General features: G+C 43.4%; 14 protein-coding genes. 8 read left to right on the forward strand and 6 right to left on the reverse strand.

The window, feature by feature from the left end:
- The first annotated feature begins 59 nt into the window (after window positions 1–59).
- The 3 genes from NYE35_RS12175 (at window position 60) to NYE35_RS12185 (ending at window position 1624) form a co-directional block, all read left to right on the forward strand.
- A complete protein-coding gene (locus NYE35_RS12175) occupies window positions 60–557 on the forward strand; it encodes an HIT family protein (RefSeq protein WP_094902468.1) in 498 nt (165 codons plus the stop codon).
- 18 nt (window positions 558–575) lie between these two features.
- Window positions 576–1211 carry a pyridoxamine 5'-phosphate oxidase family protein gene (locus NYE35_RS12180; protein WP_076100658.1) on the forward strand — a complete coding sequence of 212 codons (636 nt, stop codon included), beginning with the start codon at window positions 576–578 and terminating at the stop codon, window positions 1209–1211.
- 104 nt (window positions 1212–1315) lie between these two features.
- On the forward strand, window positions 1316–1624 hold the full coding sequence (locus NYE35_RS12185) for a hypothetical protein (RefSeq protein WP_076100657.1): 309 nt from the start codon (window positions 1316–1318) through the stop codon (window positions 1622–1624).
- A gap of 94 nt (window positions 1625–1718) precedes the next feature.
- Here NYE35_RS12185 and NYE35_RS12190 read toward each other — a convergent pair whose 3' ends face one another.
- Together NYE35_RS12190 and NYE35_RS12195 are read right to left on the reverse strand one after the other, a co-directional pair.
- Window positions 1719–4154, reverse strand: a complete 2436-nt coding sequence (locus NYE35_RS12190) for a GH36-type glycosyl hydrolase domain-containing protein (protein ID WP_094902440.1) — start codon at window positions 4152–4154, stop codon at window positions 1719–1721.
- Between the two features lie 176 nt (window positions 4155–4330).
- Window positions 4331–5386 carry a LacI family DNA-binding transcriptional regulator gene (locus tag NYE35_RS12195; protein ID WP_036685989.1) on the reverse strand — a complete coding sequence of 352 codons (1056 nt, stop codon included), beginning with the start codon at window positions 5384–5386 and terminating at the stop codon, window positions 4331–4333.
- 288 nt (window positions 5387–5674) lie between these two features.
- On the opposite strand from NYE35_RS12195, the gene NYE35_RS12200 reads away from it, so the two are divergent.
- Window positions 5675–6697: an ABC transporter substrate-binding protein gene (locus NYE35_RS12200; RefSeq protein WP_254924588.1), complete on the forward strand. Its 1023-nt coding sequence runs from the start codon at window positions 5675–5677 to the stop codon at window positions 6695–6697.
- Between the two features lie 121 nt (window positions 6698–6818).
- Window positions 6819–8414, forward strand: coding sequence for a helix-turn-helix domain-containing protein (locus NYE35_RS12205; RefSeq protein WP_341121118.1), 1596 nt, complete (start codon window positions 6819–6821; stop codon window positions 8412–8414).
- Window position 8415: 1 nt separating this feature from the next.
- Here the strand turns inward: NYE35_RS12205 and NYE35_RS12210 are convergent, their stop codons facing one another.
- Complete coding sequence (locus tag NYE35_RS12210; RefSeq protein WP_036685995.1) at window positions 8416–8607, reverse strand: DUF6199 family natural product biosynthesis protein; 192 nt, start codon at window positions 8605–8607, stop codon at window positions 8416–8418.
- A 316-nt stretch (window positions 8608–8923) separates the two neighbouring features.
- Here NYE35_RS12210 and NYE35_RS12215 point away from each other — a divergent pair, with 316 nt between their 5' ends.
- Both NYE35_RS12215 and NYE35_RS12220 read left to right on the forward strand, forming a co-directional pair.
- The gene (locus NYE35_RS12215; protein WP_038570168.1) at window positions 8924–9820 is read left to right on the forward strand and encodes an SDR family oxidoreductase; all 897 of its coding nucleotides are present in this window, start codon (window positions 8924–8926) and stop codon (window positions 9818–9820) included.
- 260 nt (window positions 9821–10080) lie between these two features.
- Window positions 10081–10398, forward strand: coding sequence for a hypothetical protein (locus NYE35_RS12220; protein WP_326058346.1), 318 nt, complete (start codon window positions 10081–10083; stop codon window positions 10396–10398).
- On the opposite strand, the gene NYE35_RS12225 is transcribed toward NYE35_RS12220, so the two are convergent.
- Together NYE35_RS12225 and NYE35_RS12230 are read right to left on the reverse strand one after the other, a co-directional pair.
- Window positions 10388–11065: a DUF1796 family putative cysteine peptidase gene (locus NYE35_RS12225; protein WP_076273484.1), complete on the reverse strand. Its 678-nt coding sequence runs from the start codon at window positions 11063–11065 to the stop codon at window positions 10388–10390. The genes NYE35_RS12220 and NYE35_RS12225 overlap by 11 nt on opposite strands.
- Before the next feature lie 132 nt (window positions 11066–11197).
- Window positions 11198–11446, reverse strand: coding sequence for a hypothetical protein (locus NYE35_RS12230; protein WP_036686000.1), 249 nt, complete (start codon window positions 11444–11446; stop codon window positions 11198–11200).
- 119 nt (window positions 11447–11565) lie between these two features.
- Between NYE35_RS12230 and NYE35_RS12235 the strand changes: the two genes are divergently transcribed.
- The gene (locus NYE35_RS12235; RefSeq protein ID WP_076273482.1) at window positions 11566–12207 is read left to right on the forward strand and encodes a uridine kinase family protein; all 642 of its coding nucleotides are present in this window, start codon (window positions 11566–11568) and stop codon (window positions 12205–12207) included.
- Window positions 12208–12348: 141 nt separating this feature from the next.
- Here the strand turns inward: NYE35_RS12235 and NYE35_RS12240 are convergent, their stop codons facing one another.
- A complete protein-coding gene (locus tag NYE35_RS12240) occupies window positions 12349–14910 on the reverse strand; it encodes an Ig-like domain-containing protein (protein WP_094902444.1) in 2562 nt (853 codons plus the stop codon).
- Between the last annotated feature and the right edge of the window lie 42 nt (window positions 14911–14952).

Here is a 14952-nt window from a genome sequence, read left to right on the forward strand (position 1 = left end):
AACACACGCGAAATGGCGAAATTAGAAGAAACATAGAAATATTCTTAAATCCTATAACAGTGGAGGCGGGCTATATTTATAATCATGCTCCAGAGGGTTATACTTGTCCCTTTTGTTTGTTGGTTTCGGGCATTGAAAATGAACATGTGCGTTCTAAGCAAGCGGATATTATTTATCAAGATCATTACATAACGGCTTTTATTGCTTCTCATTGGTATCCGAATAATGAAGGGCATGTTCTAATCATCCCTAATCAGCATATCGAGAATATTTACACATTGGATGTTGAGATCTCAAACCGGATACATGAGCTGGAAATTGAAATTGCTAAAGGTCTTAAAGAAGTTTATAAATGTGATGGCGTTTCTTCTAGACAACATAATGAGCCGGATGGCAGCCAAGATGTATGGCATTATCATCTACATGTGTTTCCAAGATATCATGCGGATAATCTGTATGGCACTTATGGGAAGTTATCGGATGAGACAGCAAGAAAAAATTTCGCCCAATTATTAAGCGGATATTTGAGCAAAAATAAGAACATTGGGGCTTATTAAGTTGAGAGGGGGAGAAGTATGAAGCCAAACTTTTTCGAAAAAGTTATAGAGTCAGAAGAAGAGTTAAGGTCTTTATTTGGGTACCCAAGCGAATTGGTTAACAACAAAACCATAACTTTTATAGATCATCATTGCCGCGATTATATCTCAAAATCCCCAATGCTTTTTATGGCTACAAGCGGTTCGTCCGGTGCTTGCGATGTCTCTCCGCGCGGGGACGCAGAGGGTTTTGTTCACGTGTTGGATGATAAACATTTAGTGATCCCTGAACGCCCTGGGAACAGACGGTTTGATTCTTTGCGGAATATACTTGAGAACCCAAAAGTCGGTTTGATATTCATCATTCCCGGACTTGAAGAAACATTAAGAATAAATGGGCACGCGAGTATAGTTAAGGATGAAGAAATATTGAAACCTATGGAAGCGCATGGTAAAGTCCCGGTCATTGGAATTGGCGTGGAAGTTGAAGAATGTTATATGCATTGTGCAAAAGCCTTTAAGCGGTCACATTTGTGGGATGACGATCATTGGCTTGCGAAAGAAGTATTGCCTAATCCATCAAAAATACTGGCGCAGCATGCCCGCAAACTTGGAGTTACTCCAGAGGATATCTCGAAATCACTAAAAGAAAGCTATGAAAAACGGCTATATTAACATTTTTGACTTAGAAATGGAATGGGATTTGCCCTTCATTGTATGCTATATTTGATCTGGATAAGGCAACTGATCATTTTACAGATAATAATGGAGGCATCACAATGAGTAAACGTTATCGGATGACAAGAGCAATGCAGAATGATGGAGATTCAGCAACAACCCTATCTTTAGAAGAGTGTAAGCAATATTTCGCATCCAAACCTGATTTCACCTATACATCAGTTTTTACAGTAACAGGTGCCACTACCATGTCCATTGAGGGAGATTTCTTTATGTGGAGCTATGGTGATACAACAATCCCATTTAGACATTATCAGGGTGATATTTATGTTTCTGGCGCCAATGAAGCCGTGATTCCTAGAATGCTTGAGGTTGCGAGTGATTTAAGAGCAGATATTGTGGAAGGGTAAAAAAAGATGACCCCTGAATCCTTCAGGGGTCATCTACTGTTAATTTTTGATCCGCTCAATCGTTCAAACGAACGGTTGAGCGGATTTTTTTGTATTAACCCAGTTCTACAACTACTTGGTGTACAGCACCGTCTCCAACAGGAGTGATGATGTTACCTTCTACAGCTGCGCCATCCAAGGTAAGACTAGCTACACCTTTGGATACATGGTTCGGGTTCTTGATTTGAATCACATAAGTATCTCCACGGAAGACACGGGTGATTTCAAAGCTGTCCCACTCTGTAGGAATACAAGGATCGATCTTCAGACCATTGAAGTCCGCTTGAATACCAAGGATAGATTGTGTAATCGCTACATAGTTCCAAGCAGCAGTACCAGTCAACCAGGAGTTTTTAGCTTCCCCGTGGCGAACGGCATCTTTACCTGCGATCATTTGCGAGTATACATAAGGTTCAGTACGGTGAATTTCGCTGATATCCTCCAAGTAAGCAGGAGCAATTTTAGCGTAAATTTCAAACGCTCTGTCGCCATGTCCAAGTACAGTTTCAGCGATCATGATCCAAGGGTTATTGTGGCAGAAAATACCAGCATTTTCTTTGTAGCCCGGAGGGTACGTAGAAATTTCACCCAGGTTCAGATAGTACTTGGAATATGGTGGCTGTTGCAATACGATACCATATTTAGTATCCAAATGCTCTTGCACGGAAGTCAGAGCTTTTTCAGCTTGACCATCTTCCACACCGATACCGGCCATAACACAGATACCTTGTGGTTCGATGAAAATCTTACCTTCTTCGTTTTCTTTGGAACCGATCTTGTCGCCATAGTGGTCATAAGCGCGCAGGAACCAGTCACCATCGAAACCGTGAGTCAGTGTGATTTCACGCATGTTGTCAATCTTAGCTTCTGCATCCGTAGCTACATCATTAAGTCCGCGCATCCGGCAGATTTCTGCATAGTCCGGTCCAACGAAGACGAACAGACCCGCGATAAATACGGATTCCGCTACGCGGCCTTCGATGTTGGCAGTAGTTTGGAAAGATTCGCCTGGCTCTGTAGAGAAGCAGTTCAGGTTCAAGCAGTCATTCCAGTCTGCACGACCGATCAGCGGCAAGCCGTGAGGTCCGAGATTGTTAGTTACATGCTCGAAGGAACGTTTCAAGTGCTCAAACAGAGTAGCTGTGTTATCCGGATTGCTGTCAAAAGGAACCTGCTCATCGAGAATCGAGGTGTCGCCAGTTTCTTTGATGTAAGCAGCTGTGCCAAGGATCAACCAAAGCGGGTCATCATTAAAGCCGGTACCGACTTCATTGTTACCTTTTTTAGTGAGTGGTTGGTATTGGTGATAGGCACTGCCGTCTTCAAATTGTGTAGAGGCAATATCGAGAATACGTTCTTTAGCACGTTCAGGGATTTGGTGCACAAATCCGAGCAAGTCTTGGTTAGAATCCCGGAAGCCCATACCACGGCCAATACCGGATTCAAAGTAAGAAGCGGAGCGGGACATGTTGAAGGTAACCATACATTGATATGGATTCCAGATGTTAACCATACGGTTCAACTTGTCGTCGCCACTTTGGATTTGATATTTGGACAACAGGTTATCCCAGTGTGCAGCCAGTGCAGCCAAAGCGGCGTCCACTTGAGCGTCTGTAGCAAATTGCTCGATCATAGCCTCTGCTGGTTTTTTGTTGATTACGTTCAGAGATTCCCATTTGTCTTCTTCCGGGTTTTCAATGTAACCAAGGACAAAGATGAAGCTTTGCTCTTCGCCTGGCTCCAGAGTAATGTTCAGGGCGTGTGATCCGATAGGGGACCAGCCGCTCGCTACGGAGTTAGTTGGTTCACCTGCAGCAACAGCTTGCGGGCTTTCCAGACCATTGTACATCCCTACGAAAGCTTCGCGGTCAGTATCAAAGCCGGCGATTTCTTTGTTAACAGAGTAGAAAGCGTAGTGGTTTCTGCGCTCACGGTATTCTGTTTTGTGATAGATAACAGAACCCTTCACTTCAACCTCACCAGTGCTGAGATTGCGTTGGAAGTTAGTCATATCATCTTGTGCATTCCAAAGACAGAATTCTGCAAAAGAGAATAGCTTAACGGATTTCTTCGCGGAACCCGTGTTTTTCACTACAAGACGATGTACCTCAGCATTATGACCCATAGGTACAAAAGCAAGCTGGTTTACAGAGATGCCGTTGCGTTCACCAGTAATGGAAGTGTAGCCAAGACCGTGACGGCATTCGTAGAAGTCCAGATCACGTTTTACTGGCATCCAGCCTGGAGTCCAGAAATCACCATCATCATAAAGATAGTAGTAACGGCCGCCAGCATCCATTGGGATATTGTTGTAACGGTAACGGGTCAATCTTCTGAGACGAGCGTCTCTATAGAAGGTATAGCCACCAGCAGTATTAGAAATAAGTCCGAAAAATTGTTCATTACCAAGGTAGTTAATCCAAGGGTAAGGTGTTTTTGGTGTGTTAATTACATACTCTTTACGAGTGTCGTCAAAGGTACCGAATTTCATGTGAGAAAGTCTCCTTTCGATTGTGAACGCGCGTTTATAAGTTTCAGGAAAAATTCCCTCGAGGGAAGGGATTCTTTCCGTTGTTTCTAAAAGATAGTATTAGGCAGTGATTTCGAGAACCAATGATAGCAGCTTCACAGAAAAATATGTATTCTTCAGTGAATGATGAATCTGTGCTACTTCTTCGGCGGTTGACAGGAATCTCTCTCCACTAAACGAGCTGGAAAGCTGATCGTGCTGAAAGTCGGCTGCTGCGAATCACACAGCTCGATTACTTTTTCCACTGCAGCCTTGGACATTTCATAAATCGGCAAGCGTACAGAGGTCAGCTTAGGCTGAATACGGGATGCCAGCTGAATGTCATCAAAACCAGCAATAGAGATATCCTCAGGGACAATGATTCCGTGTTCGGAGAACGCTTCCATCGCTGAAATAGCCATGTCATCGTTGGAAGAGAAGAAGGCAGTCGGCAAAGGTTCACCAGAAGCAAGCAGCTTCTTGACCTCTTCATAAGCCGTCTCTTTCAGAAAATCACCCTTTAGGATAAACTTCTCATTCATAGGCAGACCATGTTTTTTTAGCGTATCCTCATAGGCCGTGTAGCGTTCTCGACCAGAGTACGTATTCATTTGCCCGCAGATGATGCCGATCTCTTGATGGCCTAGGGAGATTAAATGTTCAATCACTTCTGTGGTGCCCTCGTAATCTTTGGAGTTCACAATGGCCAGATGATTGCGGTCAAGATGCTCCGACATAATCTCTGAGATATCATAATCAATCAGTACAAGCGGAGAATCGAGTCCCACCATTTCGCGGACGATATTAATATCCTTCTGAGTGCCGACAATTATACCACCGTCAATCCGTTTTTGCAGAAAAGCTTGTTTTACCTTCAGAAAATCGTCCGGAGAGTATACCGTATGAATCAGAACGTAACATCCGCGGGCATTCGACGTGTCGACTACGGCATCGACGAATGGTGCAAAGTAATTGTTCTGATAAATTCGGGTAGTGTTCTCTTTCTCGTTCATACTGATGGCGAACAATCCGATGGTATCGGTTTTCTTACCGGCCAGAGCCCGTGCAAAGCTGTTCGGTTCGTACTGATGTTGCTCAATCACCCGCAGCACTTTAGCCCGGGTTTCTTCAGGAACATTGGAATAGTTGTTGATCACGCGGGATACCGTACTTCGGGAAACCCCGGCCAACTTAGCAATATCTTCGCTGCGCATGTTTCCCCTCTTTTCATAAACGCGCGTTTATGAGTTTATTGTAAGCGAAAGCATCGTATAAATCAATCGTAAAAAAAGAAATTTTGCGATCAAGTTAATAAAGGGTGACCTATTTTAAATAGAAGAAGAATCCTACCAAATAATGATAGAGCAGAATAACTAGAAATAGTTTGTATAAGTTTTTTGCGGAGAAAGTGCATTGAAAGCTATGAAAGTCATGCTACTATTGTGATAAAGGTTATTGAGAATGATAATCAATGACAATAAAGCATAGGAGTGAAGGGATCAATGGCAAGATGGGGTCAGAAGTTTTTGTGGGCAGCGGTACTTATAATGGCAATCACCGCGCTGGCAGCATGCGGAACGAATAACAATACTGCGAAAGAAAACGTTGCTAAGACAGAGAATGCAGAGGAATCTACCTCAGCGAGCACTGGCGCACCAACTGAAGGAAGTGGAAATGCCGCAGAAGAGGGTGCAACCCGGACGATTGCCGGGGAATTCGGGGATGTTGAAATTCCAGTTAAACCGCAACGGGTAGCCGGGATCTATGTAGAAGATTATTTGAAGGCATTGGGCATTACCCCGGTGGTTCAGTGGTATCATCCAAGCTGGGGCAAACAGGATTATTTAAATCTGGATGTGCCAGAATTCGATATCACGGGTAGCGTGGAGGCATTATTGGAAAAAGACCCCGATTTGATTATTGTGGACGGAGGCGCTGATGCGGCGAGGTATGAACTATATTCCAAGATAGCACCAACCTATCGTCTACCTGAGGCGGTGTTGCAAGACTCAAGACAAATGCTTACAGCTATTGCAGATGCCCTTGGTATTCCGGAGAAGGCGGAATCCGTCCTTGCAGCGTATGATCAGAAGGTGGCAGAGGGGAAAGCTAAGCTGCAACAGGCCCTGGGTCAGGAAAAAGTAGCGGTGATCCGGCTTAACGTAGCGGATAAAACCTTTGCTCTATTCGGTGTTAAAAACCGCTATACCGGTGTGATTTATGATCAATTTGGGCTGACACCCGTGCCTATGGCGGCAGAAATGACCGAATATCAATCTGTTATTTCTGAAGAGCTTATTCCTCAGCTCGACGCGGATCATATTATTGTGTTCCCTGATAATGGGGGCTGGGATACTGAAGGGAATCAGGAAGCGATTCAAATACTTGAGGGTCCATTGTGGAAGAGTCTGCCTGCGGTGAAGAACGGGAATGTCTATAGAATGGAACGTTCCCACTGGCAGTCCGGTGCCATCACAGCCAATTCGATGAAGCTTGATGACTTGCTGAAAGCTATGGTGAAATAAAACGGTAGCCATCGTAAGGAATAGCATAAAGAAGGTCTATCAGCATAGTTGATAGACCTTCTTTTTTATTCTAAACTATAGTAAAGTGAATGAAAATGGTTCTCAATTGGAGGGCGCTAGAATGGCAGAAGATTTACAAGACAGCAATAAAAAGAGGCTATTCTATAGCTTGATTAACATAGAAGCCCAATCCTTATCGGTGAACGGACAGACCTTAGTGTTTCAAGATCATACCCTGATCATTGTATCGGAAGGACAGGGATGGTTAGAAGCCGAGGAGAAGCGTTTTCCCCTGGAAAAAGGTGTCGGGTTCTTGTTCGAACCGGGGCTTATAAGCAGAATCAATGCCGAGGAGCGAGGACTTAGCTTTTATAGGCTTACTTTTGAAGTAATCGAAACCGGGGGAAGTAAGCAGAGTGGAATGGAAAAGGGGACTAGAGAAGGAATTCTCCGGTCTGGTCCGCTAAGCTGCAGACCTTTTTCACAATGTGCACTACTGCTTGAGGCTATCTATCATAGTCGCAGAAGTACGGAAGAGATTGAATGGTTCGCAGGCCATACCCGCTTTCAAGAGTTACTGCTGCTGATCATGCGGGCAAATTCCTCTGTCATCCAGATGAAAGGAGCCCATGAGGCGGTGCAGCGTTCCATCCGCTATATGCAGGAACATTATAATCACGCCATAACCGTCGATCAATTGGCTGAAGTGGCAGGCGTTACACGTGCACGCTACACACAGATTTTTAAAGAAGTGACAGGGCGGATTCCCTTAGAGCATTTGAACGGACTTCGTATTGAAAGGGCCCAGCAGCAGTTGCTGCTTACGAATGACCGTATGCATGATATCGCGTTATCCGTAGGATATAGCAATGAGTATTATTTTAACCGGCGTTTCAAAAGATCGGTGGGCGTTACGCCCGGCCAATACAGAAGCTTCCATCAGGAAGGGCTGCGGGTGTTCGCTCCTTTTCTGGAAGACTATCTGCTGGCTCTGGATATTACACCGGTGGCGCAATATTCTCATGCTCAGTGGGGGAAGCAGGAGTATCTGTCCCTCAACGATGTGCCTGCGGTTGATATTTCAACTGGCGATTGGCAGGAGCTCTCCCAGTACATGCCCGAACTGATCCTGCTGGATGATGGCTTTCAGCGTTGGCACCTGGATGAGTGCAGCCAAATTGCTCCGTTGTTCAAGCTGCCTTTTCATCAGGAGGATTGGCGTGCCACGTTATTTTCTGCAGCAGCCGTCTTTGGCAGAACGGATCGTGTCCAGGAAGTGATCGGCAATTATGAGCATCGGGCGCAGCAAGCCAAACGAGTGCTAAACCGTTCTGTCCAAGGGCAGACTGTAGCATGCTTAAGAATATCTTCCTACGGAATCAATCTCTATGGATGCGGGCAATTGGGTTATACAGGTAGCGTACTCCATCATGATTTAGGTTTGCAGCCCCATGCCTTGGTTCCGAAGTTGACCCGTGGACAGAAGCGGGTGAGCCTAACAAGAGAAGAACTTGCGAGCCTGACTGCAGATCATTTGTTCATTACCTTTGATCGACAGGAAGGAGAAGGACGGGAACTGCTGGATACACCGCTTTGGCGCAGTCTGCCCGCTGTGCGTAGTCGCTGTGTGTATGAGGTGGATTTTATGGCCTGGATGAATTACGGGGTATTGTCGCATCAGCGCAAGATTGAAGATGTGCTAAGAGCGTTAGGGTAAGTCAGAAACTAGTCCAGATAAAAACGAGGATAATAAGTGCCACTATACTGCTGAGGCGAGTCATTAATAAATAGGCATCACTGGGCTCTACATCGCCTTTCATCATCCAGCCATAGCGCATGTACCATCCCAAATGAGGAAAGAAGATATTAAGCAATGCTAACAGTACAAAGAGGAATATAAAAATGCCCATGATTTATCACTCCTTTATCTAATGTATACGCCAGACTATACGGAGCGTTCCCCAATTTATAAGTGAGTTTCCATATATTATTTAAGCATACGCACGCGGTACGAGTCAGTGCAAGGCAGGTCAGAGGAGATTTAAGCCTGAGAAATAGAGAAGGGATACCCTAGCCACCTTGACAGGTGGTTGGGGTATTTTTGTGGCACTATTCAAGGTTGTGTTATCGAAGGCGAATGTTTAGAGGCGTGCTTGTTGTGTTTACATAACAAAGAGTTCGGAAAATATAAAAATGTATTTCTAAAAATAAAGGAGGAATTGATCGATGTCTAACCAATATACGATGCAAGATCCTACCACTCAGTACACTAAGGCTGGACCGGAATTTCAGCAGCAACAAGAGGAGCCGGGTTTGCAGAAGAAAATGAATCCAGTACCTGATACAGGAGAAGATACCTATAAAGGAACCGGGCGCCTGACCGGACGTAAAGCGTTAGTTACGGGAGCGGACAGCGGTATAGGTCGTGCTGTTGCTATTGCTTTTGCTCGCGAGGGGGCAGATGTTGTTCTATCTTATATGCCTGAGGAAGAGGAAGATGCAAAGCAGGTGCTCAAGCTAGTGCAGGAAGCGGGTCGTACTGCAATCGCCATTCCAGGTGATCTGAAGGATGAGGCATACTGTGAACAACTCGTCGATACTACGGTTAAGGAGCTAGGTGGAATTGATATTTTAGCCAATATCGCGGGCAAACAGCAATTCGTCCCAGACATCGCTGATCTCACTACGAAGCATTTTGACGATACATTTAAGACGAACGTGTATGCCATGTTCTGGCTGTGCAAAGCTGCAGTGAAGCATATGCAACCGGGCAGCACCATTATTAACACTTCTTCTATTCAAGCTTATAATCCCTCGCCGATCCTTTTGGACTACGCGACTACCAAGGCGGCTATTAATACATTCAGTAAGTCTCTCGCTCAGCAAGTAGCTGATAAGGGAATTCGCGTCAATGTAGTGGCGCCAGGTCCTGTATGGACACCTCTTCAAGTTGTGGGTGGGCAACCGGAGGAAGTGCTGAAGGAGTTCGGTGCGAGCACACCACTAGGTCGTCCGGGACAGCCTGCGGAGATGGCTCCGGCATATGTATTCCTGGCTAGCCAGGAATCTAGCTATATCAGTGGCGAAACACTGAATGCGAACGGCGGAACACCAACTCCATAAACCGCTCAGCGGAATGTTGATATTGTAAATACGGCGAATCATTCAAAAGTATCCTGCTAATTTTAGTGCGGGGTGCTTTTGTTTTTATATATAGAAAGGAGTATTATCGAATTCGAGGCTTTTTCTCCCATTATTTTCATAGAATATGATCTATACTGATCAAGATTGTCGAATACATAGGTTTCCTGCGATTACCCAAGAAATAATTTGAACGGCTCTAAGTTTTAGGGGAGACCACAGAAAGAATTAGGAGATGTATGATGCGAAAAAAGAAACTAGCAATCCTCACAATTTGCTGTGTCTTATTCATGGCGTGTTTTCAATCGGGATCTGTCCTTGCGGATAAAGGAAACGGAACAGTAGTAGATAGTGGAACCAAGGAAAGGCTGATGGAGAAGTATGATCTTGTAGAGCCTGAACCCGCAAATCCAGCAGCGCATGGGAGTCAATACGATTTTGGAATTAGTAACCCTATTTCTTTATTGGTCAGCATCAGTAGGCTGTATTTGTATCTATATGTTTTTGCAGCACAGGAAATAATTAATCATTTGATCGATCAAAGCGAAATTAGTTATTAGTTACTTGTATGTCCTTCAAAATATAATCCCAGCTATCATAATCGTTCATATCCTCAGGAACTTCTAACACACAAATATTATTAATATTCCAACTTAATTCTTGTACCGAGGTTGCTTCACGAACGGGATTAAGAATAAGAATAATAAATTCGTTCGGTTTTAATAAACCAGATAAAATCGATTGTAGCTCTACAGCCTGTTCATATGAGGCGGACCATCTAATGAATAAAGTTTTTTTACTGGTGATTAACTTGTCCCAAAATCTATTAATTCGTAATTCCAGCTTCGCTTTATACGAAGGATAGGTTGTAGACCAGTGTTTACCTTGGTGGATTGGAAAATCATGAACGGAGATAATGTTATAAAAAGTATCCTGAATAAAATAGGATTTCACTAATGCATTTTTGTTCCAATTAGGATAGACTGGTATTCCATCCTCCAGAAAAAAATGTGTTTCATCAAGGATTTGCAGATTTATTAATTCCATGAAATTTTGAAATCTATTCTTATACAGTCTATTTACATCAGCTAATGAATAAGAAACCATCCAGTCGAGTGGCATGGAGAATTTCCTCAAGCTATTTCTTTGCAGATTTATAGCAGGAGCACAAGACATCCCTAAGCTTACTATTAAATCATAGCTTTTTTTCACAGCTTGTAATTTCATGGACGCACCCATTTTCAATCAGATTCAGTTCCTAATAAATTATATACACCATTTTCTAGGAATGATTGGACTTTAAGTGTAATGAGATACACAGAAAAAAGAGAGCAGCAATTTCACTGCCCCCTAAACCTATTAGTTACGTTGTAACAAAATATATCCGCTAATGTTTGAAGTCTTTTTACGAAAGACTACTTTAAAACCAACATCGTTGTCTAATAAGCAAGCCAAAGCGGTGTTAAGCAATCCATTGGGTCTCAAGCTAGGTCTGCAAGGCACGGCATTTCCAATAACACGCGCGGCAATAATCCTACGTGCTGATCCAGGAACCAAAGGATTTCTGCTCCAACTGATCAACACTAAATCAGGCTGACGAGTAGCCATGGAAGATCTACCCCTTTCTATTAAGTTTCTTTATATAAAATGCACCATAGATTTTAATGTGCTAACCAATAGCGGAGTAAGGAATACATAGGATCGTGTAGGGAGAGAGGGAGAATAATATGGACAAGGTGTTACATAAGATAGCTAATTTGATTAGCGGTGAGGCTAATAGAGTCATCATTGGGATCTCGGGTCATGGTGCATCTGGAAAAACAACGTTTGCTCATAATCTTTTAAAGCTTTTGCAGCAGGATGATGTGAATTATATTAATACAGACCCCTATATTGTTGAATCTAATCTTAGAAAATACACTTCTATCGACTATGAATATAAGAATGAACATTACCACGATAAAGTGACAGCTTGTCATCCTGCTGCTCATTATATATCTGCTTTAGAGAGAGATATTCATATGTTGAGGGATGGGTTGGATTTTTACACCATTGGCACGGACTATACAAAAAGTATGTTCATATCTTCACAAAACAAGATAAATATTGTAGAAGGCATGAGCGTTGCTTTTACTGACCCAAATTTGTATGATCTGAAAATCTACTTATATACGGATGGAGAAACCGAGTTGGTGAGAAGGAGTATACGTGATGTTTCTGAAAGAGGAACGGATATAAATTATTTAAGAAAATCCCATGAACAGCGTAGGATGCAATATGAGTTGTTTATGCATTCTTATCATCATAAATTTGATATCGTTTTAAAAAACTCCAATGAAGAGTATGTTCTTGAAAAGGGAACGTTGTAAAGTCAACTTCATTCTCGTGGAGTAAAAACAGTGAACAGCGAATCAGGCAATATATTGTGTTGGTCCAGTCGGATATCAATAAAAACACGGAAGCCGCTTTACTGGCTTCCGTGTTTTTGGAACTGTGTAGATGAACAGATGCTATTTATTTACCGCTGAGTCACCTATTGGAGTGAATGTATTCTCCACAGTAATGTTAGAGAACTTAGCATAGTTCAGTTGTTCAATCTTATTGGCAACATCATTACTGTCAACGGCAAATCCGACATATACCGAACCATCCATAGCAATAGTTCGCTCGCCAATTAGCTTCCAGTCTTTTCCATTCGTTGATCCGTAAGCATAAAAAACATCTCCCTTACGGCCAAGTTTGAGCCAATACCCTTGCTCCACACCATTTATTTTGAACGGAATATCTGGAACAAGTTGAATGCCAGCTTTTTCAGCAGCTGATACGCTGTCTAAAGTTTCAGTTAATTCATCAAATCCTCCGCCCTTAATGTTTCTGCCCGTCAGATAAGATGACCAGCTGGTTTCTTTGGACAACTTCACATAGGAGATACCAAGGGCCGCCGCGGCACTGTCTTTATTCAAGTCATCGCGGATCATTAGCCCGGTGAAGGCATGGTTGTCAACGGCCCCGATTTCTTCGAGCTTCGCGGTAAATTCCATATCTCCGTTCATTTCTTTATACACGAAGTGGAAGTCATCTTTGGTTGCATTGTTTGCTTCTGATCGTTCTGCGCCACCTTCACTTTTTCCAAGCTTTCCGTTGCCTTTAACGGTAAGCACATCATTTGTCATACTTCCGGAACCCTTAATGTTCGGATCACCGATATCTGCTGTAGTCCAACCCTTTCCAGCCAGGGAAGAGGTAGCAGCATTGACATGAATGTTAGCAGCTGTGGTCTGCGTCTCATTTCCTTGGGTATCGGTCACTCTTGCAGAAATATAGTAGGAAGCATCCGTTAAATTCTTGAGGGTATATGTGTATGTGTTGCCTTTTTTGGCTGCTTCTCCAAGATATTTAGAACCATTATATACAGCAACTTTTTTTATTTTGTTTCCGGATTTAGGGGAAGCATTAATTTTAACTTCGACCTCTTTCCCGGTAACAAATTGTGCATTGTTTTCTGGCGCCAAAAGCTTAGCAGCGGGGTTGTCGGCGACGTGTTTCATATCAACTAGGCCGTTAATATAAAGCTCAAGCCAGGTGTAACCATTTTTAGTAACCGTTTTGTATGCATCCTTGATGCCCCAGATTTTATTTTTCTTTTCCCACTTGTCGTCTATTCCGTTTTGATTAGTGTCAAATTGCTTATCATATTGTGCCTCGATGACGCCAAAGTCTGAAATGTAACCCCCGACTTCATGTTCAGTGTTGATATATCTTCCCGAGTTCTGCTCGACTTCTGCCACAATTCTTGCATCGATCGCATCGCGACGTGGATAGGTAGCTCCGGCTTGTTGCAGAATGCTTTTTAATAGTGATTCATTTGCTTGCTTTACGCCGGTCTTAACATAATTATCAAATGCTTTATTGGTAATACCATGGTTAACTCCAGTACTGTCCGCGGAAAGATATGGTGTGGCTGCAAGGGTCGTCTTTTGTTCACCACTCTGTACACCGGAAAATTTCACATAATCTGAAGAATCATTCAGTAAGCCTGTGAGCTTGCCGTTAATTCTGTTTCCAGCGATGTAGAAACCGCCTAGCTTGGTAGCTTCACCGGCATCAATGACTCTGTTAGTTACATTATCTCTTGTACCTGGACCGGCAATTTCGATATTGTTCATAAAGTTAGTAAAAGTAAAACCTCCGCCATAAGTGCCGTTAAAGCCCCAATTGTAAATTACATTGTTCGAGAACTGAACAACCGCCACATGATCAGCATCTGCAGCACCTGCGTAACCGCCGCCTAGTCTTGGGTTTCGCGAGGTATGGTTCGCATACAGATTGTGATGGAATGTTGTTTTGTCTCCGCCTGAAATACCACCGTAGCCATGTCTTCCTTTGGAATGCCCGGATAGAGTCAGACTTTCGGAAATAATGGACCACTGGATCGTGCCATTTTCGCCTCTATATAAAGATAGAGTTTCATCTGTGTTCCAACTGAAGGAACAATGGTCAATGAGGAAGTAGTTGTTGTCTCTCCCCCAAAGCGCATCCATTGAATCGCTGCCATTATACACATTAGTGGCACCCGGACGGAAAGAGGTGTAGCGTATGATGATATTCTCTGAATTGCTGATATTGGTATCCCAACCTGCAATGGTAATTCCGTTGCCTGGAGCGGTTTGCCCAGCGATGGTCAGGTTTTTAATATTATTGAGACTTAACGTGCTCTTCAGTTCAATCGTTCCGGAAACATGAAAAACAATTGTACGACCCTCTTTAGGAGTAGATAAAATCCCATAGCGAAGGGAGCCTGCAATCGGTTTGTCTTTTACAGCGTAATCTTCAAGGGTAGTTACGATGTATACATCGCCTCCTCGACCACCGCTCGTATAGGCGCCGCCACCTTCCGCGCCAGGAAAAGCAAGAATAGAGGCACCCGCAAAACTTTTGTCTCCGTCTGTCTGCCCTGAAGCTGCAAGTGTGTGACCTCCTAAAAATGAAAACGCTACCGAAAAACTCAATAAGACACCCATAACCTTACCTGATTTTTTACTCTTCCATTTCATCTTTTTGACGTATAACATGGATACAGTCTTATCGCTGAATGCTGTTCCTGTTATACTTCC

The sequence above is a fragment of the Paenibacillus sp. FSL L8-0494 genome (assembly GCF_038003695.1).
GTDB classification, from domain to species: domain Bacteria; phylum Bacillota; class Bacilli; order Paenibacillales; family Paenibacillaceae; genus Paenibacillus_AQ; species Paenibacillus_AQ odorifer.